Source organism: Streptomyces sp. NPDC001348, assembly GCF_053597535.1.
On record NZ_JBSFIK010000074.1, the window covers coordinates 1 to 23,718 of the forward strand.

Sequence of the window (23,718 nt, forward strand, 5' to 3'; positions counted from 1 at the left end):
CGCACCCGCACCAGCCACTTCGCAGCACTTCGCCCCGCCGATCAAACGATCGACGGGGCGAAGTGAGCAGGCCCCGGATTAACCAACAGCATCCAGTCGCTGGTCCGGGGCCCTCCCCGTATGCCTGGATGCGTGGCCGGCTTCACGGCAGCGCGGGCTCGAGCAGCTCCTCGGCGGGCGCGGGCGCGGGCATCACCGGGCTGGTCCGGGACGACCGGTACAGCCACCGCACGTCCCGGCCGAACGACCACAGCAGCGACCCCAGCGCCAGCAGCGCTATCCCCAGGTTGGCGGCGTACGGCAGCAGTTGCGCGCCGGCCAGCAGCAGGCAGATGCCCTGCAGCGCGGCGACCGTCTTGCGGGCGAACGACGGCGGCAGCGGCGCGTTCAGCCAGGGCAGGACACGGGCGGCGGCGACGAACGCATACCGCATACCGCCGATCAGCAGCACCCACGGGCCCAGCTGCGTCCCCACGTACACGCTCAGCACCAGGATCAGGAACGCGTCGACCTCCATGTCGAAGCGGGCGCCCAGCGCCGTCGACGTGCCCGTGCGGCGGGCCACCTTGCCGTCCACGCCGTCCAGGATCAGGGCCACCGCGGTCAGGCCGACCAGCAGCGTGACCGGCGGGGAGCTCTCGAAGGAGTCGGCGACCAGTGCGGTCACCCCGCCGACCAGGGTGGCCCGGCCGAGGGTGACGCGGTTGGCGGGCCCGAACGAACTGAGCCGGGAACGGTGCAGCGCGCGGGAGAGCACCGCCCAGGTGGCGATCGCGAACACCAGGCCCGTCAGCCAGCCGGCCGGCCCCATGCCGATCGCGGAGCCCAGCAGAGCCAGCAGCAGGATCTGGACGCCCGCTCCCACAGCGGTCTCCTGCTGGACCAGCCTCGCTTCGTACGTGTTGTTCAGGGCCACCGCACATCCTCCGGCCGAGTGACAGAGTCGATCAACGCCGCGTACTGTGCGCGGCCTGTGCACATCTCCCTGTGCACACCTCGGTACGTGAACAACTTCCCGATCGTTCAGGAGGACGCCGATGAACCACTCGGCCCGCGCGTTTTGGCTTCGCTCGCCGGGGTACGGCGAGATCCGCGACACGACCCTCGCGGCGCCGGCCGAGGGGGAGGTTCTGGTCCGCGCGCTGTACTCCGGGGTGAGCCGGGGCACCGAGACGCTCGTGTTCCGTGGGGGCGTCCCCGTAAACCAGTACGACGCGATGCGGGCGCCGTTCCAGGAGGGCGACTTCCCGGGGCCGGTGAAGTACGGCTACCTCAGCGTCGGCGTCGTCGAGGAGGGACCGCGGGAGCTGGCCGGCCGCACGGTGTTCTGCCTGTATCCGCACCAGACCCGTTACGTCGTCCCGGCGAGCGCCGTGACCGTGGTGCCCGAGCACGTGCCCGCCGAACGGGCCGTCCTCGCCGGAACCGTGGAGACGGCCGTGAACGCCCTGTGGGACGCGGCGCCCCTGGTCGGCGACCGTATCGCCGTGGTCGGCGGCGGCATGGTCGGCTGCTCGGTCGCCGCCCTGCTGGCCCGGTTCCCCGGCGTACGGCTGCAACTCGTCGACGCCGACCCCGCGCGCGCCGCGACCGCCGAGGCCCTGGGCGTCGGCTTCGCCTCGCCCGAGGACGCCCTCGGCGACTGCGACCTGGTCGTCCACGCCAGTGCCACCGAAGCGGGCCTGACCCGGTCGCTCGAACTCCTCGCCGCCGAGGGCACCGTCGTCGAACTGAGCTGGTACGGCGACCGGCGGATCGCCCTGCCGCTCGGCGAAGCCTTCCACTCCCGGCGGCTGACCGTGCGCAGCAGCCAGGTCGGCACCGTGTCCCCGGCCCGCCCCGGCCGCACCTACGCCGACCGGCTCGCCCTCGCCCTGGACCTGCTCGCCGACCCCGCCCTGGACGCGCTCGTCACCGGCGAGTCCGCGTTCGAGGACCTCCCGGACGTGCTGCCGGAGCTGGCCGCCGGCCGGATCCCGGCGCTGTGCCACCGGGTGCGATACACCGATCAGGACTGACCGGACGTTCCATCCCGTACGACCAGCTGCCCGGCAAGAGCGCCTGACCTGAGAAAAGAGTGAGGAACGACTGAACGCGGGGAAGCGAAGAGCCGTAATACACGGCATCCCCCGGCAGGGAATGGCTGGGGACCGGACGCGCCGCACCTGGAGGGTCGTCAGTTGTTCAGCATCACCGTCCGCGATCACATCATGATCGCTCACAGCTTCCACGGCGAGGTGTTCGGGCCCGCCCAGCGGCTGCACGGCGCCACCTTCCTGGTGGACGCCACCTTCCGGCGCGAGCAGCTGGACGACGACAACATAGTCGTCGACATCGGTCTGGCCACCCAGGAACTGGGCGCCGTGGTGAGCGAGCTGAACTACCGCAACCTCGACAACGAGCCCGACTTCGCCGGCATCAACACCTCCACCGAGTTCCTGGCCAAGGTCATCGCCGACCGGCTCGCCGAACGCGTCCACAAGGGCGCCCTCGGCGAGGGCGCCAGGGGACTCGCGGGCATCACGGTCACCCTGCACGAGTCGCACGTCGCCTGGGCGAGTTACGAGCGTGCCCTGTGACCGACACGACCATCGACCGGCCGCCCGCCGACGGCGCGTCGCCGCTCGCCTACGTGCCCGCCCAGCGCGCGGCCTCGAACCACGTCGGGATCATCCCCATGTCCCTGCGCACCGTGCACTTCGTCCTGCCGGGCGGCATCGACGACCCGGCCAACCCCAGCGGCGGCAACGCCTACGACCGGCGGGTCTGCCTGGACCTGCCCGGCTTCGGCTGGCAGGCCGTCAAGCACCCCGTGGACGGCAGCTGGCCCCGCCCCGGTGCCGCCGCCCGCGAGGCGCTCGCCCGCACCCTGCGGGAACTGCCCGACGGCTCGGTCGTCCTGCTCGACGGGCTGGTCGCCTGCGGCGTACCCGAGATCGTCGTCCCCGAGGCCGAACGGCTGCGCCTCGCCGTCCTCGTGCACCTGCCGCTCGGCGACGAGACGGGCCTCGAACCGTCCGTCGCCGCCGACCTCGACGCCCGCGAGCGCGCGGTGCTGCGGGCGGTGCCCGCCGTGATCGCCACCAGCGACTGGGCGGTGCGCCGTCTGGTCTCCCACCACGGGCTCGCCCCCGACCGGGTGCACGTCGCCGCCCCCGGCGCCGACATCGCCCCGCTCGCCGCCGGCACCGACGGCGTCTCCCATCTGCTGTGCGTGGCCGCGGTGACCCCGCGCAAGGGCCAGCACCGGCTGGTGGAGGCCCTGGCCGCGGTCCGGGACCTGCCGTGGACCTGCACCTGCGTGGGCGGCCTCACCCAGGACCCCGAGTACGTCGCCCACCTGCGCGCCCTCATCGAGAAGCACGGCCTGACCGACCGCCTGCACCTCGCGGGCCCGCGCGCCGGCGCCGGCCTCGACGCCAGCTACGCCGCCGCCGACCTGATGGTCCTCACCTCCTACGCCGAGACCTACGGCATGGCGGTCACCGAGGCCCTCGCACGCGGCATCCCGGTGCTGGCCACCGACGTCGGCGGGCTGCCCGAAGCGGTCGGCCGCGCCCCCGACGGCGGCGTGCCCGGCATCCTCGTACCGCCGGAGGACCCCGCCGCCCTCGCCGCCGAACTGCGCGGCTGGTTCGGCGAGGCCGACGTACGCCGCCGTCTGAAGGCCGCCGCGCGCAGCCGCCGCGCGGCCCTCGGCGGCTGGGCGGCCACCGCCCGCAGCCTGGCCGGAGTCCTGCTCCGGCTCCCCGACGAACCCCGGAGGGCGGCATGAGCCGGACGACCACGACCACCGACGGAATCCCGGCCCAGCCCGGCCCCCGCGAGGTGCCGGACGCGGCAGCGAAGGCGGCGACGGACATGACCGAACCCGCACCGCGGCACGACATCGCCCTCGGCGAGGCAGACCCGTCCGGTGTGATCCCCGGCGCCGGCCCCGTCGCCCGACCCGGCGAGCGGGCCACCGTACGACTGCGGGACGCCGAACCCGAGGAGCCGCCCCGGTACGCACCCGAGTGGCTCCAGCTGCGGGAGGGGGCCGACGCGGTCGCCCGGGCGCTCGACCTGCTCGACCCGCTGCGGATCCGGCTGGCCAACCTGCCGGGCCGGTGCGGCGGTCTGGCCGTGCACGACCTGGGCTGCGGCACCGGCTCGATGGGCCGCTGGCTCGCGCCCCGCCTGGACGGCGCCCAGCACTGGATCCTGCACGACCGCGACCCCTACCTGCTGCACTTCGCCGCCGTCGCCTCCCCGCGCGCGGCCGCCGACGGCAGCCGCGTCACCGTGGAGACCCGGCGCGCCGACGTCGCCCGGCTCACCCCGGACGCCCTGGCCGGCGCCTCCCTGGTGACCGCCTCGGCACTGCTCGACGTCCTCACCCGCGAGGAGGTCGAGGCGCTCGCCGAGGCCTGCGTGGGCGCCGGCTGCCCGGCGCTGCTGACCCTGTCCGTCGCCGGACGCGTCGAACTCGGCCCGTCCGACCCACTGGACGCCGAGATCGCCGATGCGTTCAACGCCCACCAGCGGCGCGGCGGGCTGCTCGGGCCCGACGCGGTCAGCGTGGCCTGCGAGGTCTTCGGAGAGCGCGGCGCGACCGTACGGGTGCACCCGAGTCCCTGGCGGCTGGGTTCCGACGACGCCGAACTGACCGCCCAGTGGCTGCGGGGCTGGGTCGGCGCGGCCGTGGAAGAGCGCCCCGAACTGGCCGAGCGCGCCGACCGATACCTCCGGGACCGCCTGGCCGCCTGCGCCGCCGGTGAGCTGCGCGTCACCGTGCACCACAGCGACCTGCTGGCGCTGCCCAGGCCGACGGGCGGCGTGGCGTGAGCGCGGGGGCCCCGCAGGCGGGGAGCGGCGCGGCCGTACGGCCGGCCGGCGCCAGGACGGCGCTGGTGGCCGGCGCCCGGACCACCCGGCCAGGTGCCACCCGGACCGTGCGGGTCGGTGCGTCCCGTACCGTGCAGATGCCCGGCGCCGCCAAGTCGCGCACCGCCCGTGCGGCCGCACGCGCGCGTGTGCAGCCCACGGCGGCCGGACGGCCGCGCGTGCGCCGGACCGCGAGTGCGGCCGCGGGCACAGAGTCCGCACCGGAGGCGGCGGCGATGCCCGCACGGACACCGGACGCCGCGGCGGCCCCCCACCCGCCCGGCACCGTGGCCGCGCCTCCCAGCTCCCCCCGCAGGGGCCCCCGTTCACTCCTCTCCCGCCTCAGCACCCCTGCCGTGCGCAGCCACTTCGGCACGGTCGCCGGAGTCGTCATCCTCGCCGTCCTGCTGTGGCGGCTGGGTACGGGCGTGTTCCTCGACGGACTGCGGCGGATCGACGCGGGCACGCTGCTCGCCGCGCTGCTGATCGGCGTCGTCACCACGGTGTTCAGCGCCTGGCGCTGGCAGTTGGTGGCCCGCGGCCTCGGGTTGCGGCTGCCGCTGGGGGCGGCCGTGGCCGACTACTACCGGGCGCTGTTCCTGAACGCGGCGCTGCCCGGTGGTGTCCTCGGGGACGTGCACCGGGCGGTGCGGCACGGACAGAGCGCCGGTGACATGGGGCGCGGTGTCCGCGCGGTCGTGCTGGAGCGGGTCGCGGGACAGATCGCGCTGGTCCTGATCGGCGGGGCGGCGCTGCTGACGCTGCCCTCGCCGGTGCGGGACGACGCCCGCAGCTTCGCCGCGCCGGCCGCCTTCGTCGTGGCGGGCGCGTTCGCCGTCGTCCTCGCCGTCCGCATGAACCGCGCCTCCTCCCGCCGGGGTGCCCTGCGGAGGAACCTCGACGAGGCCCGTCGCGCGCTGCTGTCGCGCCAGGGCGGGCCGGGCGTCGCACTGTCCTCCGTCGCCATCCTCGCCGGACACCTCGCGATGTTCGTCGTGGCGGCCCGGGTCGCCGGATCCGCGGCATCCGTGCCGGTGCTGCTGCCGCTCGCGGTGCTCGCCCTGCTCGCCATGGGCCTGCCGCTGAACGTCGGCGGCTTCGGCCCCCGGGAGGGCGTCACCGCCTGGGCGTTCGCCGCCGCCGGGCTGGGCGCGAGCAGCGGGCTGGCCGTGGCCGTGGTGTACGGGGTGCTCAGCTTCGTCGCCGCGCTGCCCGGCGCGCTGGTCCTCGTCGCCCGCTGGTGGACCGCACTGCGCGGAACCTACCCGCGAGAGGAATCGGTTTCCCCGGAGGTGAGCAACTCCAGGTACGCGCCGAAGGATTCGACCAGGCTCGCCAGCAGTTCCCTGCCCTTCTCCGCCGAACCGAGGGAAGGCCGGCCGATGACGCCCGATTCGGTATAGGCGGACATTCCCACGGTGAGCAGATGACGGCGGTCGTCAGCGGTGAAATCGGCGGACTCGTAACCAGGACGGACATATTCGGGATGAGCGTGCAGCAGAATGGAGGTCTCGATTTCTCCGGCGTGCATGTCGGTGAGCAGCGAGGTGGCCACCCCGGCCCTGACCCGCGCCTCCTCCCAGTCCTCCGCGGCCGGGAAGAGCGCCATCCGCTCCCCGCGCGCGGAGGCCTCCTGGACCACGTTTCCCAGCACGTAGTTGCCGCCGTGACCGTTGACCACCACGAGCGCCCCGACGCCCGAACGCCGCAGCGACGCCGCGATGTCCCGTACCACCGCATGCAGGGTGACGGAGGAGATGCTGACCGTTCCCGGCCAGGCCGCGTGCTCGTGGGAGCAGGACACGGTCACGGGAGGAAGGAGGTGCACCGGGTGCGCCGCGGCGATCTCCCGGGCGACGGCACAGGCGACCAGGGTGTCGGTCGCGAGCGGAAGGTAGCGGCCGTGCTGCTCGAAACTGCCCACGGGAAGGACGGCCACCTGTGTTGAGACGCCCGCCCCCCGCTTCCGTACATCTTCCGTGGTGTCCGCCGGCAGCAGGCCCCGTGTACCGTACATCGCTCCACCCGTGCCCGAACCACTCATTTCCCTACGGCCTTTCGTCTCTGCTTTAGGAATCAGATCATGACAGAAAACATCGGCGTACTCGGCAAGAAGGCCCCGCAGCGTACGGGTGTGGAACGCGTCGTCAATGCGCCACTGCCCACGGTGTACGGGAAATTCCAGGCGGTCGGCTACCTGGACCACGACCGCGGTGACGAGCAAGTGGCCCTGGTCTACGGCGAGATCGGCTCCGAGAACGTCCTCACCCGGTTGCACTCGGAGTGCCTGACCGGTGACGCGTTCGGTTCCCAGCACTGCGAGTGCGGCGACCAGCTGGACTCCGCGCTGCGCTCGGTCGTCGCCGAAGGCAGCGGCATCGTCGTCTACTTGAGAGGGCACGAGGGCCGGGGCATCGGTCTGCTCGCCAAGCTGCGCGCGATGGCCCTGCAGGCGGAGGGCCTGGACACCGTCGAGGCGAACCTCGCCCTGGGACTGCCCGTCGACGCCCGCGACTACGGCGTGGCCGCCGGGATGCTGCAGGACCTCGGCGTGAAGTCGGTCCGCCTGATGTCCAACAACCCGCGCAAGCGGGAGGCGTTGGTCCGGCACGGCATACAGGTCGCCGAGACGGTGCCGCTGCTGATCCAGCCGTGCGAGAGCAACATCACCTATCTGCGGACGAAGCGGGAGCGGCTGGACCACCACCTGCCCCATCTGGACGCCGTCGCGCACCTGTCCTGAAGGGGAGCCCGGAGATCCGGACGGGAAGAGGGCATGACCGGGGGGCCCTCTTCCCCTCCGGGCCCCGGGCGCCGCAGTGCGCTTACGACAGTGTCCTCCCCTCGGCGTCGCCGAGGGGATCACGGCGCATCGTCGCCGGGAGGCCTGGCCCACTCCTCGATGCCGGGCGGTGCCGGGTATCCGGGGACCGAGATCCACGCCTTGACCACTCCCTCCTCGGTCCCCAGCCAGACCGGGGAGAAGGTACCGGTGCGGCGGTTGGGTGTGCGGAAGGCGGCACCGAACAGTTCGTCGGACACCAGCACGGCCGCGGAAGAGCGGCTCGCCGCCGCCAGAGCTGCGCGCAACGGCGCGGAGTCCACCAGCCGGCAGGCCTTCAGGGCCTGGTCGCGCCATTCCTGTGCACGGGAGGCGAAGGCTTCCCCATGACGCAGGGCGACTCGTAGGCCCAGGGGCACCTGATAGGAGTACAACGTGGCTTCCATGTGCGCGGCCAGGTCCAAAATCAGGTCGGCCCGTCGTGTCTCGTCCAGGAAGGCCTGGACAGCCACAGCATCGCCCACGTCCAGGAATCGCGGCGCCGGTCCGAGGCGGTCGCCGAGCGCCAGCAGAAGGAATTCACGCAGCAGCGCGTGCCGCGCGGCTGCCCGCCCCTCGTCTCCATCCCGTCCGAAGTCCACGAACCGCGCGACGAGGACGACCGAGCGCCAACCGTGGTCCGCAGCCGCGGCAGGTTCCCTCCCCGGATCTCGCACGGCCTCCGCCTGTTCGTCCGCCTGACCACGGGCACGGCTCCGCTGCGTGGCCACTTTCAGAGCCCGCGCCGACAGTTCAGGTCCCAGGTCGGTGCGCCTGAGCGCCCGGCGCAGCACCAACCCGGCCGAGCGGTCACCGCCCCGGGCGTCGAGCCAGACCAGCGCCAAGCGCCCGGCCTCCTGCGCTTGTTCCGCACCGAGGTCAGGGCGGTCCAGGAGGGCGGGGAGGACGAAGCCGGCATCGGAGGCGACGGCGTGGGTCCGCAGCCACTGCAGAGCCCGTGCCACGACCTCGGTCGACTGCGCGGGCGTGAGGTCGTCGCGCGAGAGCACGCCGTTCAGGACGAACTGGGCGTCGAGGGTGGCGCCGTGGGTCTCCAGCCAGGCCAGCGCGAGCATCACCCCCTCACGCGCCTCCTCCGCCGTGAGGTCGGCGCGTTTCAACAGGGGACGCAGCACGAACATCGCTTCGTCAGCGGTGGCGTGGGGCCGCAGCCACCGCAGTGCCCCTGTCACGGCCGCGGTCGACTGCGCGGGCGTGAGGTCGTCGCGCGAGAGCACGCCGTTCAGGACGAACTGGGCGTCGAGGGTGGCGCCGTGGGTCTCCAGCCAGGCCAGCGCGAGCATCATCCCCTCACGCGCCTCCTCCGCCGTGAGGTCGTTCCGGTGCAGCAGCGGACGCAGCACGAACTTGGCCGAGGCGTCGGTGCCGACCGACCCGAGCCAGTCGATACCGCCGCGGACGAACCGTGTGCGTGCCTCAGGGGCCAGGTCCTGCCTGCGCAACGCGGCACTGAGCAGAAACTGGCTGTGGGGACTCTCGCGGTACGAGTCAAGCCAGTTCAGCGCACGAGCGACCACCACACGGGCCTGCTGCTCGGACAGGTCCGCGCGCAGCAGAGCCGAGCGCAGTACGAACTGCACCGGTGCGCCGTCGCCGTGCGCTTCGAGCCAGTCCACGGCGTACTCCACGGCCCTGCGCGCCTCGTACACCGGCAGGTCCGTGAGCGCCAGCAGAGGAGTCAGCACGAACCCCGCGTTCTGGGCGTCCCCGTGCTCTGCCAGCCAGCGGAACGCGTGCTGGACCGCCTCCGCCACCTGCTCGGGAGTCAGGCCGGTGCGGGGCAGCAGGCCGTTGAGAACGAACTGGGCACTGTCGGTGCGATCGTCGGCGCGCAGCCACTTCAGGGCCTGGTCGACGGCGGCACGGGCCTGAGCTTCGGTGAGGTCGGTGCGCTGGAGGAGCCTGCGCAAACCGGCAGCGGTCGCCTCGTGGGAAATGGACGCCGCCTGCTTCGGCGGGGCCGGCTCCGCCAGCGCCTGGAAGTGCTCGGCTCGTAGCGTGTCGCCCTGCCGGCGCGCGGTCCGGGCGACGGACAGCAGGTCCTCGCTGGAGGCGTGTGCGGCCAACGCGGTCCACAGGCTCCCGGGCGGTGCGACGTCACGGCGGAGTTCCCGTCCGTACCGCTCCATGCCGGCCGAGAGCCGGTAATAGACGGGTCCGGAGTACACGTCGTCCGTCCCCACCAGCGGTCCCGTGCCGTACAGCCCGGCTCCGTCCAGGGCTTCGGCGGCCAAGTGCTCCAGAGCGGAGGGGCTCACATGACCGGGGAGGTACCCCTCGGCCGCCCTGGCAAGGAGAGCGCCGGTCATCAGCGGGCCGTGTCCGCAGCGACGGGCGTCGATCGCGGCGTTCACGACAGCCCGCACGGCGGCCGATCCGGACACGTAGCCCTCGATCTCCAGTCCGGTGGCGGCCGTGCCGGAGGCGTTCCCGGGCTCGTCACCGGGCAGGACGAGGAGTGGGATCCCCTCGTCGCACAGGGCGCGAGCCTGTGGATGAGGGTCGGCGGCGCCTGCCGGAGGCGTGGACGTCAGGACGTGCCAGCGGTCGGTCCTCAGCGAGCCCAGGACCAGTACGGGTCCCGCGCCGGCATCACGCAGCAGCGTCCTCAGCCCGGCGGCGATGCGTTCACCTCGGCCGCCGCCCCCCAGGCCGAGGAGGTGGTCGTCCGCGTCGTCCAGCCAGAGCACGGTGCGTGGACCGATCGAGGCGGGAGTGTCCAACGCCGCGGCGAGGTCGTCGCCGGCGTGTGGTGCCCACAGCAACCAGTCGTCCGGCAGCAGACGTACGGCTTCCAGGCTCGACCGCGTCCTGCCCGATCCGGGCGGCCCGACGAGCAGGACCATCCTGCTCGCGCCGGTGGCACACGCCCGCACGACGTTCCGCAGCGACCGGTCGTGAGGCCGGTCCGTGTACGGCGGGAACGCCTCCTCCGTTTCCCGCACGAATTGGGCGACCGGCCGCCCCAGCCGCCCCGCCCCGCTCCGGGACTCGCCGCCGCCCTCCCTCCGCTCCTGTACGAGCGCGTGGTGGCGCAACGCGGCGAACCGGAAGGGGGACCGGCCGTCGTCGGCCTCCGCACCGGTCCGCCGGGTGAGATGACGCAGCAGCCACTCGAAGGCCCGTTCGTCGGCGGGAACACTCCGGCCGGTGAACCACTCGGTCAGCGTGCCGGTGCTGAGCTGCACAGGTGGCGACTCCCGGGCGGCCATGCCGACCAGAGCGGAGTACGTCGGGAAGCCGGCTCGGGTGTACAGCTCCCGCAGGGCCTCGGCCAGTGCGGTTCGGGCGTCGTCGCCGGTACCCCTGCCGTAACGGGCCTGGGCGCGGAGCAGGACCGTCAACCTCATCTGCTCAGGAGCCACCCGCGGGGCCGGGAGCACGCAGGTGTCCAGAGGGAGAAGACCTTCGGGCTTGTCCGACTCGTCCAACACCAGGGCGAAGTCGACGGGCGAGGAGTCCGGAGCCCGTTGCATGGCCTTCGCCAAAGCGGTGGCACGCGACCAGGAGAACGAGCTCGGTATGCGGACCGCGACGTGCACCGGGCCCCCCGGCGCCCGCCAGACCAGCATCCCGTCGGCTCCGTCCCCCGGGGCGGGCAGTTCCAGTGCGATGTTCCTGAGCAGAAGATACGCACGAACGTGGTCGAGCACATCGGTGGTGGCGAGCGGACCCCGCTCCACGCGCAGGTCGTCGAAGCTCGTGTCCCGTCCGGGCCGGCCGCCCAGCGGGGCCGGCAGACTGTCGTGCAGGTAGTCGACGAGATGCCGCAGAAGGGTTTCGGCATCCTGGAGGCCGCTGCTCTCGCGGGCGGTCCCCAGAAAGCTCCGCACTTCTTCCCGCGCGCGCCGGTAGACGGCCGAGGCCCCGTCGCTGCGGCCGGAGACCGCTGCGGAACTGCTCCCGCCCGGAACCGGCGGGCGGGCCGCCGCCGGGGAGCCGCTGTCCGACGCCGCCTTCCGGTCCCGCCCCGCCCGCACCTCGCGGCCCGGCTCGGTGACCGTCTCCGCGAAAGGGCGCTCCTCCGCCGGGAGTTCCGTCGCCCCCCATGCCGCGTGCAGCACGGCGGCGATGCCCTGCGGAGCGTACGGGTGTGCCGCGGCGTGGCGGCTGAAGGCGGCTCGGGTCCGCCACTCGTCATGGGTGGTCAGATGGGTGCGCAACCGCGCCCGGGCCGGGGGACGGAGGACCAGCACCGGATCGCCGCCGTCGCGTCGTACGGTGAACAGTCCGCTGGTGAGCACCTCGGCGAGGTCCGAGTACCCGGCCTCGGGCACCGCCTCGTCGCGCAGCACGTGCAGCAGCGGAAGGGGCAGATCCGGCAGACCGGAACAGAGGACGGCCAGGCGTACGGCGGGAGCGGGCGCGGTGTGGACGAACGCGTCGGCCAGCAGCGTGGGATCGTGCTGCCGGGTGGCTGCCGAGCCCTGGCGCGCAGTGGAGAGGCGCCCGGTGGCGGGGACGAGGACGGCGTCGCACCCCCCGGGGTCGGCACGCATGAGGGTGCTCGCCCAGGCGCCCAGGGAGCGTGCCGTGCACGACACGACCGGCAGCGCGGTCCACGGCCCGGCCCCATCCGCCCCGTCCGCCCGGCGTCCGAGCCGTGGCGGCAGAGTGAAGCGGAGAGCACCGTTTCGGTCCCCGGCCCGGTCGCAGGTGACCCGCACGGCGGGCAGGTTGAGGGCGGACCGGCGCCACAGGCGTGGGGGCAGCGGATCGAGCAGCGCCAGCGGGATCAGCTCGCCCCAGGCACGCAGGAGCATCCAGGGAGCAGGTTCGTGCCAGCCGCGGGCGGCGCAGTCGGAGACCACCAGGGTCAGGCGCCTGCCCTGGGTGCCGCTGCCGTGGTGGGGAACGCGCTCGCCGGGCACCTCATGGCCGTTGTGGTCGCGCACCCGGGGCTCGGTGCCCCGCCATTCCAGGCGCCAGGTGTGGACGGCGCGGAACCCTCCCAGGCTGGTCAGGAGCCGGGTCAACGCCCGCGTGGTCTCCTCCCACACGCCCATCGACACGGAGGTGTCCACGAGGAGGACCGCCTCGAACCAGGGCTCCGGCGCAGGGCGGAAGAGCGGTACGAGGGGGCCTCCGCGCGCGTAGTGCTCCACGGTGGCCTCGATGTCCAGCCGACTGCGCCCGCCATGCCGCCATGGCCGGCGGAACGGCTGGATGGCGCGGCCGATGGCGAGGGCGTCCTGCAGGGCGCCCGCACGGCCCAGGGACAAGGGGACACCGCGCACCGTGGTGTCCGCCCCGGGCCGGCGGAGGGACAGCTCCCTGCTCGTACGGCTCGGGGCGCTGACGGCTCCCGTGCCACGTGGTGTCCGTCCACCGGCCGGTTCCGCCCGGTCCGGTACCTCAGCGGGGACCGGCTCCGCCACGGGAGCAGGAGCCGCCGTCGTGCCTTCGCCGGCGCCGGACGCGGCCAGCCACAGCGCGTCGGCGAGGGTACGGGCGTCCACCCCGCGAGGCAGCGGCGCCATGCCCAGCGCCCGGACGAGACGCTCCAGGGCCTCAGACACGGGAGAGTTCGCGAAGGATCAGCGCGCGCAGTTCCTCGTACTGGCCGTCCCGCGGGGCGTGATCGCCGGTGAGCAGCGCCACCGCGTTCAGCAGCTGGTCGATGGCCAGGTGCTCGCCTGCCGCGACGCGCTCCGCGAACTTCTCGACGAGGCCGTCCCCGCCGGCCGGTACGGCGTCGAAGTGGGCCTGGACGATGCCGTGCAGCAGTTCGGCCGTCAGCGGTGGCATGGTGTAGCGGATGCAGCGCCGCAGGAAGGCCGGTGAGAAGTCCCGTTCGCCGTTGCTGGTCAGGAGGATGAACGGGAACTGCCTGCAGCTCACGTGCCCGCGCACGACCGGGTACTCCTCGTCGCCGTCCCACTGGCGGACGAGAACGCGGGGGCGGCGGTACCGGACGAGTTCGGGAATCTCGAACTCGCCCCGCTCCAGTACCTCCAGCAGGTCGCTGGGCAGGTCCAGGTCGCTCTTGTCGATCTCGTCGATGAGCAGGGCGCGCGGCCGCGGGGAGGGCAGCAACGCCGTCCCGAGGGGGCCCAGTTGCAGGAAGGGAGCGATGTCGTCCCGGCTGCGTCCGCGTCCTGCCCGGCCCGGCCGGCCCTGCGTCATCGCCGCGCGCAGGCTCTGGGCGTGGATGCGGCCCAGGGCGTCGTAACGGTACAGGGCCTCGGTCAGCGTGCTCCGGGAGGTGATGTGCCAGCGCAGCACCGGTCCAAGGCCCAGTTCGTGTGCCACCTGCTCGATGACGGTGGACTTGCCCGAGCCGGCGGGGCCGCTGACGAGGAGCGGACGACGCAGGTGCAGGGCGGCGTTGACCGCGTCGACGAGGCCGGGAGGAGGCTGGTACTGCCGGTGCTGCGACTGCCGTGGGAACGTACGCCAGGGGGGAGGGTCGGCGAGCGGGACATCCCTCGGCTCCCCGTCCCCGCGGTAGTAGGGCTTCCAGGTCACAACTCCTCCTCGGGACCGGCCACCACACGTTGTTCGAAGGGGCGGCAGAACTCCAGCCAGGCGTCGTCGTGCCAGACCGCCCGTACGTCACCCAGGCACGCCACGCATCCCTCGTGTTCCCGGGACCACCGCTGCCGGTAGGCGGCGGGGAGGCCGCCGGGCAGGCTGCGCCAGTTCCGCTGCACCAGGGTTCGCAGCCGGTCGTCGCACGCGCGGGTGCCGCGGCGCGGCCACAGGATGATCGGCGCGTAGGGCAACAGCTGTTCCAGCACGTCCTGCAGGGTGTCGGGGTGGTGGTCGAGCCCGACGACGGTGTCGTACCGGCCGGTCAGAAGTCCTTGTTCGAGTCCCTGCCGGTCGGCGAGGACGGACGCACCGATCCACTCCACCGCGACACCAGCGTGACCGGCCATGTCGCGCAGTGCCTTGCGGGCGGCGTCGTTCATCTCGCCGTTCTCCTCCATCGGGTCCATGCGGCCGCTCCACCGGACGACGACGTCGTGGTTGACCCCCAGCAGCCGGCGGCCGACCTTCGTCTCCTCGGGCTGCCAGCGCGCCAACAGGTGTGCGGGGGCAGCCACGTCCACGTTGACCAGCCGCTCCGGGGAAGCGAGCCGGCCGCGCGCCCACTTCAGCGCCGCCCCGATCGCCAGGCCCGTGCCGAACCGGTCCACGGACCCGCACCGGAAGCGCTGGTGCACCGGAAGCCGCTCGCCGGTGCCCAGCAGCCAGGCGTCCACCTCCTCGGGCCAGTCGGTCAACGCCCCGCCCAGGCTCACCACGAGACGGAGTTCGCCTTGCTGCTCCTTCTGCGCGAACTCGGCCAGGGCGTCGTTGAACTCGGTGACCACGCCGAGGTCCCGTGCCCACTCCCGCAGCCGTGGGGCCACGTCGCTGGCCCCGGTCAGCTGGGCGAGTGCCGCGACGAGACGCGCGGGTGCCTTCCAGGAGGGCTCGTCCGCACGCGCCTCCCGCAGAGCCGCGTACTCGACCAGGTCGCGCAGGAGTTCGGGGCCCTCGGCCTCGGGGGGCAGACCAGCCAGCTGCCGTGCTGCCCGCAGCAGGTCACTGGTCAGCACCTCGGCGAAGACCTCGCTGAGGAGCGCGACGGCCCCGGCGCACGCCAGGAGCGTGGCCACCACATGGACGACCCGGGTGCGCCACTGCGGGTCGGCCACGTCGTCCACCTGCCCCTGCCGCGCGAACGTGTGCAGTGTGTCGAGTTCACCGCGCGTCAAGGGTGCCGGCAGGCGCATGTCGGCCCGCCACATCGACACCGCCGCTTCGAGGTCCTGCCGGCCGACCGGCCCCACCACCCCGCCGTGGACACCGGGAGCGGAGCGCACGTTGCGGGCCAGCCACAGCCCCTCGGCCACGAAGGGATCGTTGTCGTACTCGAACCTTCCGACGGCCTGCCCGACGATGCGGCTGCGCAGCTCCTCGGTGAGCCTCGTGTCCGGGTACACCACCGCACCCGCACCGGCGATTCCCCTTCTGAGCACCTCGGCCAGGGCGAAGGTCAGACGCATGCCGCGAGCCGTCTGGTCGGCCGCGGCGGCGGTGAGCACCGACAGCCTGGTCCGGCCCGCCCGTACCCCGCCCGCGATCCTGCCCGCGTCCGGCATCGCCCCGGCCGCGTGACAGGTGTCGATGAGGGCGATCACGCCCTCGACGCCGCGCTCGTCGACGGCCTCGGTGAGCAACTGACCGACGGGCACCGCGGACATGGTGCTGCCGATGGTGGACTTCGCGACCATGAAGTGGAGATCGGTCTGCTGCGGCGGCGTGAAGCCGTGTCCGAGCAACGCCACCACCAGCACGGCGTTGTCGGCCTGCGCCCGCCGCACCGCCTCGCGCACCGCCGTGCGCACGTCCTCGGGTGTCAGCGCGTCGCTGACCAGGAGGGAGCCGTGATCGCCGGTACGGGGCACGCACGCCCCGCGGGTGGGGTCCGTCAGCACGGCATGCAGTTGCCCGGCCGCGTCGGGCAGCCGGGTGAGGGTGCCCATGGCCTCGCACTGCGCACCCACGACCAGCACGTGCCGGCTCTGCCCGTGGGTCACTTCTTCAGCGCCTCCACCAGGGGCCCGGCGACGGCCGGATGCCGCAGGTACTTGGTGGCCGTGTGCACCCACAGGCCGTCGGAGTCCACCCGGCTGGTCGTGGGGGCGACACCCGAGAAGCTGGGCAGCATCCATCTGTCCAGGCGGGGCCGGCCCACCACGATGTCGTCACGGTCCCAGAAGTTCAGCCACCGCTCGACGCCGGACGGGGTACGAGGGGGCTGCGGCACCAGCCGCTGCAGGACGGCGGCCCCGGTGGCCAGCGGCGAGCCCAGAGTCACGAACAGGGGAACCCGTCCCGCGTACGCGTGCAGCGCTTCGAACGCGACGACGGTGCCCAGCGAGTGGCTCACCACCACCAGGGGCCGGTCGGGGTCCGTGCCCCGCAGCACCTGCTCACGGATCCGGGCATCGAGCGTACGCCCGCTGTCGTCGGCCTCGCGCCGGCGGAGGTAACGCCCGACCTGGGCCAGGTGCCACAACAGCGGCGTCCCACTGGCCCACTGCGTGCCCTCGCGCAGGCCCGGCATCTGCAACAGGGTGGTCAGCACCCGGCCCAGGACGCGGAACGGCTCCACCACGCCCTGTTCCTCCTCCTCGTCGCCCGGGAGTTGCGCGCGGGCGTCCTCGGCCACGGCCGACGCCCTGCGGTCGCCGCGCTCCCTGGCCTGCCGGTCGAGTTCGTCGACCAAGGCCGCCACGAACGCGGTCATGAAAGCGGCGTCTTCCTGGTCCTCGAAAGACCCGCCGCCACCCTGGTCCTCGGCGTCGGTGAACAGGCCGCTGAAGTTGGCGAAGCGAACCTCCGCCAGCCAGCCCTGCGTCAGTCCGGAAACCGCGTCGGCATGCCCCGCGGCCCGTGCCCCCACGGCCAGGGCCTCAAGCCACTCACGACGCTCTTTCGCCGTGTCCCGCAGGCCGCCGATCCCGTGGACGAACACCAGTTGAGTAGCACCCGAACCGCTCACCCACGCCCCCGTAACGCCCGTGCACCGTTCTGCTGGTGCACCCTAAGCCATACCTCGCGGGACCGGGCGGTAATCGGCCGATGTGGACCGGCGCCGACGAATCCTTCGGCGCCCGGAGGGGACACGTCCTTTCCCTCAGCGGTGCGATCGCGCCGCGGCGCCGGCCATCCGCGAGAGGGGCCGCGGCCTGTACCCGGGCCGCGTACCCTTCGTGGACGTCCGTCCCCTGAGCGCCGGCCGTTTCGCGGCCGACGCCCCGCGCCCGGAGGCCAACCTGGTATGACCGAGCTCCATCTGTGGCTGCGCCACGAGGACCGTACGACCGAACGCCGCACGCCCGTCGTTCCCGCCGACGCCCGGCGGTTGACCGAGGCGGGGGTGACGCTGACCGTCGAGGAGTCCGAGCAGCGGATCTTCCCGGCCGGACAGTACGCGGCGGTGGGCGCCCGCATCGCGCCTGCGGGCTCCTGGGTGTCGGCGCCCCGGGACGCCGTCGTCCTCGGTCTGAAGGAACTCCCCGAAGAGCCGGGAGACCTCGTCCACCGGCACATCTTCTTCGGGCACGCCTACAAACGGCAGCCCGGCGCGGCCGCCCTGCTGCGCCGCTTCGTGTCCGGGGCGGGGGCGCTCCTCGACCTGGAGTACCTGGTCGACGACGACGGACGCCGGCTGGCCGCCTTCGGCTACTGGGCGGGATACCTCGGCGCGGCCCTCGCCGTGCTCCAGCAGCGGGGCAGCCTGCCTGCGCCGCTCACGCCCACGTCCAGGGAGGAACTGGACGAGCTGCTGCGGCCCGCCGCCGGTGACACGCCGTTCACGGCGCTGGTGATCGGCGCCCTGGGCCGCAGTGGCCGAGGGGCACGGGACGCCTTCGCCGCCGCGGGAACCGAGCCGACCTGCTGGGACCTGGCCGAAACCCGCGACCTCGACCGCCGCGCGCTGCTGGCGCACGACGTGATGGTCAACGCGGTGCTCGCCACGAGCCCCGTCCCGCCGTTCCTGCGCGAGGAGGACCTCGACGCACCGGACCGCCGACTGCGCACCGTGTGCGACGTCACCTGCGACGTCGGCTCACCGCTGAACGTCCTGCCGGTGTACGACCGCACCACGGACTGGACGGACCCCGCGCGCCGGCTGCGCGGGGAGCCGCCCCTGGACCTGATCGCGATCGACAACCTGCCGTCCCTGCTGCCCCGGGAGTCCAGTACCGACTTCTCCGCCGCACTCCTGCCCCACCTGCTGGACTTCGGCACCGCCTCCGGTCCGTGGCGGCGTTGCCTCGACACCTTCCACCGCGCCTGCCGTGAACTCGGCGTGAGCGAACCCGAGTGACCTGAGTGAAGGGGACCGACGACGATGTCCGACCTGCTCGCCGCGAGCGGCACGGTGCACTGGATCGGCGCGGGACTGTCCACGGGCAGCGGCCTGGCCGCGCTGTGCGACACCGCGGACCGGGTACGGCTGTGGCACCGCACCGAGGAACGCGCGGCCCGGGCCCTCGCCGGGCTGGGCCTGACCGGGAAGGCCGAGCCCCGCGCCTTCACGCTTTCGGCGCTCACCGGTGAACTGGCCCCGGGAGACGTCGTCGTGTCGATGCTCCCGGCGCCCGAACACGCCGGACTGCTGGCCGTGTGCGTACGGCGGCGGACGCACTTCGCCTGTTCCAGCTACGTCTCCCAGGCGGTCCTGGACGAGGTCCCGGCGGCCGCGCGGGCGGGGCTCGCCGTCCTCACCGAGGCGGGGCTGGACCCGGGCATCGACCACCTCTTCGCACACAGCCTGATCGGCAGGGCACGGGCGGCGATCGGGGACGGCGGCCCGGCGACGTACCGCCTCACCTCCTATTGCGGTGGCGTCCCGGCCGTCCCCAACGACTTCCGCTACCGCTTCAGCTGGGCTCCCGCGGGGGTACTCAACGCCTTGCGCTCGCCAGCCCGTTACGTCGAAGAGGGCGTGGAGACCACGGCCGAGCGGCCCTGGGAGGCGACCCGGCCGCACCAGGTGGACGGGGAGTCCTTCGAGGCCTATCCCAACCGGGACAGCCTGCCGTTCATCGAGCAGTACGACCTCCCGCCCGCCTGGACACCGCGCACGTTCGTCCGCGGCACGCTGCGCCTGGCCGGCTGGCAGCGGGCCTGGACGCCCGTCTTCGAGGAGCTGGAACGCGGAGACGACGCGCGGATCACCGCCCTCGCGCAGGAACTGGCGGCGGCCCATCCGACGACGGAGGCCGACCGCGACCGCGTCGTCCTCGCCGTCGCTCTGCAGGTGGACGCCGGCGCCGGCCGCGCCTGGTCCGGCAGCTGCCTCCTCGACGTGGTCGGCGACGCCGAGGAGAGCGCCATGGCCCGCTGCGTCTCCCGGCCGCTGGCTCTGGGCGTCCGTCACATCCTCACCGGCAGTCTCCCGGCCGGACTGAACCGGGCGGCCGGGACACCGGCGCGGTCGGAGGAGTGGCTGGCCGAACTGGCGGCGGACGGCCTGGAACACCGTCTGCGGCTGGATCAGTAGACCGTATGCAATCTTGTCGGCTGTATTCAGTCGACGACAGCCTCGTGCACCAGCCGCTTCAGCTCCGGGAAGAACTTCAGTGTCCTGGCGCGGACCTGGGTCATGAACTGCACGGTCAGATCGCGCCCCGGGTCGATCCAGAAGGTCGTCGTCGCCACGCCGCTCCAGCCGAAGGTGCCCAGACCCACGGGTGCCACCGTGCGGGCGGGATCGGTGACCACGGAGACGTTGAAGCCGAAGCCGACGCCCGCGTTGTACGGCTCCCGGTGGGTGGGGGCGCCGAAGGACTGCAGGTCCGCGCCGCCGGGGAGCCGGTTACCGGTCATCAGGGTCACCGACTCGCGGGAGAGCAGGCGGACGCCGTCCAACTCGCCGCCGCGGCGCAGCATCTCCATGAACCGGTGGTAGTCGTGGGCCGAGGCGACCATGCCGCCGCTGCCGGACAGGAAGCGGGGCCGGCCGTGCAGCGGCAGCCCGCGGATCGGCTCGATGCCACCGGTGTCGGTCTCGCCGTACAACTCGGCGAGCCTGCCCGACTGTTCGGGCGTGACCTCGAAGCCCGCGTCCGTCATGCCGAGCGGCCGGAAGATCCGGTCGGCGAAGAACCGGTCGAGGGGCTGCCCGGAGACCACCTCGATCACCCGGCCGAGAACGTTGGAGGCGACCGAGTAGTTCCACTGCGTGCCCGGCTCGAACTGCAGGGGAAGCCGTGCGTACACCTCCATCGTTTCGGCCAGGTCCGCGCCCGGCGGCACCGACGACTCCAGTCCGGCCTCGCGGTACAGCGCGTCGACGGGATGGGAGTAGTAGAAGCCGAAGGTGAGGCCGGCGGTGTGGGTCAGCAGATGGCGCAGGAGTACGGGACCCTCGGCCGGGCGGGTCTCCAGGTCCGGGCCGGAGCCGCCGACGTACACCCGGGGACCGGCGAAGACGGGAAGGTACCGCTCGAGCGGGTCGTCCAGCGACAGCGCGCCCTCCTCCGCCAGCAGCAGCACGGCGACCGCGGTGACCGGCTTGGTCATGGAGTAGATGCGCCACAGGGTGTCCGCCGCGACCGGCAGTCCCGCCGCCCGGTCCCGGTGTCCGTGCACGGTGAGGTGGGCGACGCGACCACCGCGTGAGACCCCCACGAGGAAGCCGGGCAGACGTCCTTCGTCGACGTAGTGGGCGACGTACTGGTCGAGGCGGTCCAGCGCCTTCCCGTCCAGCCCGGCCTCGCCCGGATCGACTTCCTGTCGCAGCTGTGCCATCGCTCTCCTCCGGTCTTCTCCCACCCGGTGTGGTTCTTCCTACCCCGCGGGGGCGGCCGCGGACCTCGTCACACGGCCTCGGACCTCATCGGACGTCGTCGGAGATCATCGTCGCAGGGAGTTCCGCACGCTCCCGCGGATCCGGGCCGGGTGTGATCGACACGACGCGGCGTCCCGGCAGTGCCAGGGAGGCCACCGCGCCGAGCGCGGACACCACCGCCAGGACGGTCAGCGCCGCCGGAGCCCCCGTGCCCATCAGCGAGGTCGCCGTGGCCACGCCCAGCGTCGGTCCGACGTTCAGCGCGGTCTGCTGCAGACCACCCGCCACCCCCGCCGTACCGGTGTCCGCCTGCCGTACGACGACGTGCGTGGCCGCCACCATGACCGTGCCGAACCCGGCGCCCAGCAGCGCGAAGCCGACGTCCAGCGCGAGCGTGCCCGAGGCCCTGGTCATCAGCAGTACGCCGGCCGAGAGGACGGCCATCGCCGCGCCGGTCGTCAGGCGGGCACCCGCCCGGCCCAGCAGCATCGCGCACCCGGGGGCGGACAGGACCATCAGCACGGGCAGCGGCAGGCCGTGCAGGGCACTGTGGAGGGGGTCGAGACCGAGCCCGTCCTGCAGGACGAAGGTGACGGCGAACAGCGTGCCGAACAGCGACGCCGACGCTGCCACCAGGACGCCCAGCGCCGCGCCCACCGCCCGGGAGCCGATCACCTCCGGTGGCAGCAACGGGTTCGCGGTCCTCCGCTCGTGCCGTACGAACGCGGCACCGGTGAGGGCCGCCAGGATCGGTCCGGCCACCGTCTGCGCGGACACCGGCCGTGCGACCAGTGCGTGCACCAGGCAGCCGAGCGTCACCGCGAGGAGCAGGGCGCCGGGTATGTCCAGTCGTGCCCCGGCCGGCCGCGCCGTCTCACCGCGATCGCGTGCGGTCAGCGCGATCGCGCCGAAACCGCAGGCGGGCAGCACATTGAGGAAGAACACGGCCCGCCAGCCCGGTCCCGTCACGAGCGCCCCGCCCACGAGCGGCCCGGTGGCGGCCGCCAGCCCGATCGCGGCGGTGCGCACCGCCAGCGGCATCGCGAGGCGCTCCGGCGGATACGCGGTACGCAGCATCCCCAGCGTGGCCGGCTGCAGCAGTGCGCCGCACACGCCCTGCGCCACGCGCAGCGCGATCACCCAGCTCACGCCGGGCGCCAGGCCGATGCCCGCCGACGCCGCCCCGAAGCCGAGCATCCCCCAGGCGAACATCCGCCGTTGTCCGTACCGGTCGCCCAGTCGTCCGGCGAACACCAGCAGGCTCGCCACCGCGATCAGGTAGGCGGTGCTGGTCCACTGCACCTGGGCGAAGGAGGCGTGCAACTCCCTCTGCAGGGTGGGCTGGGCGACGGTGAGAACCGTGCCGTCCAGGGCGACGACCATGGCGCCGGCCACGCTGGCGGCCAGCGTCAGCGGACGGTTCACCGCGCGTCCTCCGGTCCCAGGTGGGCATCGAGCGCCGAGTGCAGCAGGGGTTCGAAGTCGTCGGCGCCGGTGGCGAGTTGCAGACTGCCCCAGCCCCACAGCTGGGCGATGCCGTGCAGGTTCGCCCACAGGGCGCCGGCGATCAGGTGGGCGTCGGCGTCCGCACGGACCCGGCCCACCAGCTCGGCCAGCAGGCCGAAGAGCGGAAGGCTGGTCCGGCGCAGCCCCAAGTGGCCGCTTTCCAGCAGATCGTGACGGAACATCAGCTCGTACATGCCGCGGTTGCGCAGCGCGAACTCCAGGTAGACCCGGCCCAGAGTGGTCAGCCGCCGGCGTGGGTCCGGTGAGGTGTCGGTGAGGGCGGCCTCCACCCGGCCGGCCAGGTCGGCGAAACCGCGGCGTGCGATGGCGGACAGCAGTTCCAGATGGGTGGGGAAGTAGCGGCGCGGTGCCCCGTGCGAGACCCCCGCCCGGCGGGCGATCTCCCGCAGGGTCAGCGCCCCCGCGCCTTCGGCGGCCACCAGTTCCACACCGACGTCGACCAGGCGGGTGCGCAGGCCGGGCTCTGATTCGCTCACAGGCATAGACAGTGTCTACCAAAGACTCGTAGACACTGTCTACTCGGGTATGCGGGAATGGGGCGGCACGTGAGCCGGGTTGCACCTGGCATGACTCAGGACGCGACGCAGGACGCACTGCTCGGGCTGCTCTCCGCAACCGGCGGGGGAGTGCTGGTGACCCTCAAGCGGGACGGGCGGCCCCAGCTGTCGAACGTCAGCCATGCCTACTACCCCGACGAGCGGATCATCCGGGTCTCACTCACCGACGACCGCGCCAAGACCCGGAATCTGCGCCGGGACCCTCGGGCCTCGTACCACGTCACCACCGCCGACCGCTGGGCGTACACGGTCGTCGAGGGCACCGCCGACCTGTCACCTGTCGCCGGGGATCCGCACGACGAGACGGTGGAGGAGCTGATCCGCCTCTATCGCGACGTCCAGGGCGAGCACCCTGACTGGGACGAATACCGGGCCGCCATGGTCCGCGACCGGCGACTGGTACTGCGACTGCGCGTGGAGCGTGTATACGGCATTCCGCCACGGTAGGCGGCATACCGTATGCACCGCCACCAAGGCGGCATACCGTATGCACTGCCACAAGGCGCGCATATCTTATGCACCCCCCCCACTGAGGCGATGGACAGCATCTACTTCGCGCAGCAGCACGGCTTCCACGTCGGGCACCGGGGGTGGACCTCGCTGCTGACGGACCTGGAGTGGCTGGC

Annotated in this window: 17 protein-coding genes and 2 pseudogenes; 10 read left to right on the forward strand and 9 right to left on the reverse strand. The window is 73.1% G+C overall.

What is annotated here, in order from left to right:
* Positions 1-142: 142 nt before the first annotated feature.
* Positions 143-916, reverse strand: coding sequence for a CDP-alcohol phosphatidyltransferase family protein (locus ACWC21_RS40495; protein ID WP_450889737.1), 774 nt, complete (start codon positions 914-916; stop codon positions 143-145).
* 121 nt (positions 917-1,037) lie between these two features.
* Here ACWC21_RS40495 and ACWC21_RS40500 point away from each other — a divergent pair, with 121 nt between their 5' ends.
* From ACWC21_RS40500 to ACWC21_RS40520, 5 genes and pseudogenes are all read left to right on the forward strand, one after another.
* Positions 1,038-2,018 carry a zinc-dependent alcohol dehydrogenase gene (locus ACWC21_RS40500; RefSeq protein WP_450889739.1) on the forward strand — a complete coding sequence of 327 codons (981 nt, stop codon included), beginning with the start codon at positions 1,038-1,040 and terminating at the stop codon, positions 2,016-2,018.
* Positions 2,019-2,180: 162 nt separating this feature from the next.
* Entirely contained in the window at positions 2,181-2,579 is a 399-nt protein-coding gene (locus ACWC21_RS40505; RefSeq protein WP_450889741.1) for a 6-pyruvoyl trahydropterin synthase family protein, read from the forward strand.
* Complete coding sequence (locus ACWC21_RS40510) at positions 2,576-3,775, forward strand: glycosyltransferase family 4 protein (RefSeq protein ID WP_450889742.1); 1,200 nt, start codon at positions 2,576-2,578, stop codon at positions 3,773-3,775. The genes ACWC21_RS40505 and ACWC21_RS40510 overlap by 4 nt, the downstream gene beginning before the upstream one ends.
* 86 nt (positions 3,776-3,861) lie before the next feature.
* Positions 3,862-4,827, forward strand: a complete 966-nt coding sequence (locus ACWC21_RS40515; RefSeq protein WP_450889765.1) for a methyltransferase domain-containing protein — start codon at positions 3,862-3,864, stop codon at positions 4,825-4,827.
* A 275-nt stretch (positions 4,828-5,102) separates the two neighbouring features.
* A pseudogene (locus ACWC21_RS40520) lies at positions 5,103-6,023 on the forward strand (lysylphosphatidylglycerol synthase transmembrane domain-containing protein); the annotation flags it as partial.
* A gap of 104 nt (positions 6,024-6,127) precedes the next feature.
* Here the strand turns inward: ACWC21_RS40520 and ACWC21_RS40525 are convergent.
* The gene (locus ACWC21_RS40525) at positions 6,128-6,910 is read right to left on the reverse strand and encodes a creatininase family protein (RefSeq protein WP_450889744.1); all 783 of its coding nucleotides are present in this window, start codon (positions 6,908-6,910) and stop codon (positions 6,128-6,130) included.
* A gap of 39 nt (positions 6,911-6,949) precedes the next feature.
* Between ACWC21_RS40525 and ribA the strand changes: the two genes are divergently transcribed.
* On the forward strand, positions 6,950-7,609 hold the full coding sequence (ribA, locus tag ACWC21_RS40530) for a GTP cyclohydrolase II (RefSeq protein ID WP_450889746.1): 660 nt from the start codon (positions 6,950-6,952) through the stop codon (positions 7,607-7,609).
* Positions 7,610-7,728: 119 nt separating this feature from the next.
* Here the strand turns inward: ribA and ACWC21_RS40535 are convergent, their stop codons facing one another.
* From ACWC21_RS40535 to ACWC21_RS40550, 4 genes are read right to left on the reverse strand one after another with little or no spacing between them, the layout of a single operon-like run.
* Positions 7,729-13,227: an SAV_2336 N-terminal domain-related protein gene (locus ACWC21_RS40535; RefSeq protein ID WP_450889748.1), complete on the reverse strand. Its 5,499-nt coding sequence runs from the start codon at positions 13,225-13,227 to the stop codon at positions 7,729-7,731.
* A complete protein-coding gene (locus tag ACWC21_RS40540) occupies positions 13,220-14,176 on the reverse strand; it encodes an AAA family ATPase (protein WP_450889749.1) in 957 nt (318 codons plus the stop codon). The genes ACWC21_RS40535 and ACWC21_RS40540 overlap by 8 nt, the downstream gene beginning before the upstream one ends.
* Positions 14,173-16,239: a vWA-MoxR associated conflict system protein gene (locus tag ACWC21_RS40545; RefSeq protein WP_450889751.1), complete on the reverse strand. Its 2,067-nt coding sequence runs from the start codon at positions 16,237-16,239 to the stop codon at positions 14,173-14,175. Before ACWC21_RS40545 ends, ACWC21_RS40540 begins: the two co-directional genes overlap by 4 nt.
* Positions 16,236-17,207 carry a hypothetical protein gene (locus ACWC21_RS40550; RefSeq protein WP_450889752.1) on the reverse strand — a complete coding sequence of 324 codons (972 nt, stop codon included), beginning with the start codon at positions 17,205-17,207 and terminating at the stop codon, positions 16,236-16,238. Before ACWC21_RS40550 ends, ACWC21_RS40545 begins: the two co-directional genes overlap by 4 nt.
* A gap of 178 nt (positions 17,208-17,385) precedes the next feature.
* Between ACWC21_RS40550 and ACWC21_RS40555 the strand changes: the two are divergent.
* The 3 genes and pseudogenes from ACWC21_RS40555 to ACWC21_RS40565 all read left to right on the forward strand — a co-directional run.
* Positions 17,386-17,490, forward strand: a pseudogene (locus ACWC21_RS40555) (NAD(P)/FAD-dependent oxidoreductase); the annotation flags it as partial.
* Entirely contained in the window at positions 17,487-18,539 is a 1,053-nt protein-coding gene (locus tag ACWC21_RS40560) for a saccharopine dehydrogenase (protein WP_450889754.1), read from the forward strand. The pseudogene ACWC21_RS40555 and the gene ACWC21_RS40560, both read left to right, overlap by 4 nt.
* A gap of 24 nt (positions 18,540-18,563) precedes the next feature.
* Entirely contained in the window at positions 18,564-19,718 is a 1,155-nt protein-coding gene (locus ACWC21_RS40565; RefSeq protein ID WP_450889755.1) for a saccharopine dehydrogenase family protein, read from the forward strand.
* 26 nt (positions 19,719-19,744) lie between these two features.
* On the opposite strand, the gene ACWC21_RS40570 is transcribed toward ACWC21_RS40565, so the two are convergent.
* The 3 genes from ACWC21_RS40570 to ACWC21_RS40580 all read right to left on the reverse strand — a co-directional run bounded on the left by ACWC21_RS40570 (position 19,745) and on the right by ACWC21_RS40580 (position 23,011).
* The gene (locus ACWC21_RS40570; protein WP_450889757.1) at positions 19,745-20,968 is read right to left on the reverse strand and encodes a serine hydrolase domain-containing protein; all 1,224 of its coding nucleotides are present in this window, start codon (positions 20,966-20,968) and stop codon (positions 19,745-19,747) included.
* An 85-nt stretch (positions 20,969-21,053) separates the two neighbouring features.
* On the reverse strand, positions 21,054-22,433 hold the full coding sequence (locus ACWC21_RS40575) for an MFS transporter (protein WP_450889759.1): 1,380 nt from the start codon (positions 22,431-22,433) through the stop codon (positions 21,054-21,056).
* Positions 22,430-23,011 carry a TetR/AcrR family transcriptional regulator gene (locus ACWC21_RS40580; RefSeq protein WP_450889761.1) on the reverse strand — a complete coding sequence of 194 codons (582 nt, stop codon included), beginning with the start codon at positions 23,009-23,011 and terminating at the stop codon, positions 22,430-22,432. The genes ACWC21_RS40575 and ACWC21_RS40580 overlap by 4 nt, the downstream gene beginning before the upstream one ends.
* A 90-nt stretch (positions 23,012-23,101) precedes the next feature.
* Between ACWC21_RS40580 and ACWC21_RS40585 the strand changes: the two genes are divergently transcribed.
* Entirely contained in the window at positions 23,102-23,539 is a 438-nt protein-coding gene (locus ACWC21_RS40585) for a PPOX class F420-dependent oxidoreductase (RefSeq protein WP_450889763.1), read from the forward strand.
* Positions 23,540-23,718: the final 179 nt, after the last annotated feature.

Excerpts from the sequence above, each read along its gene's own strand:
- ACWC21_RS40500 (WP_450889739.1), top strand. The coding sequence starts at position 1,038 with ATGAACCACTCGGCCCGCGCGTTTTGGCTTCGCTCGCCGGGGTACGGC.
- ACWC21_RS40515 (WP_450889765.1), top strand. The coding sequence starts at position 3,862 with ATGACCGAACCCGCACCGCGGCACGACATCGCCCTCGGCGAGGCAGAC.
- ACWC21_RS40525 (WP_450889744.1), bottom strand. The coding sequence starts at position 6,910 with ATGAGTGGTTCGGGCACGGGTGGAGCGATGTACGGTACACGGGGCCTG.
- ribA (WP_450889746.1), top strand. The coding sequence starts at position 6,950 with ATGACAGAAAACATCGGCGTACTCGGCAAGAAGGCCCCGCAGCGTACG.
- ACWC21_RS40560 (WP_450889754.1), top strand. The coding sequence starts at position 17,487 with ATGACCGAGCTCCATCTGTGGCTGCGCCACGAGGACCGTACGACCGAA.
- ACWC21_RS40565 (WP_450889755.1), top strand. The coding sequence starts at position 18,564 with ATGTCCGACCTGCTCGCCGCGAGCGGCACGGTGCACTGGATCGGCGCG.
- ACWC21_RS40570 (WP_450889757.1), bottom strand. The coding sequence starts at position 20,968 with ATGGCACAGCTGCGACAGGAAGTCGATCCGGGCGAGGCCGGGCTGGAC.
- ACWC21_RS40585 (WP_450889763.1), top strand. The coding sequence starts at position 23,102 with ATGACTCAGGACGCGACGCAGGACGCACTGCTCGGGCTGCTCTCCGCA.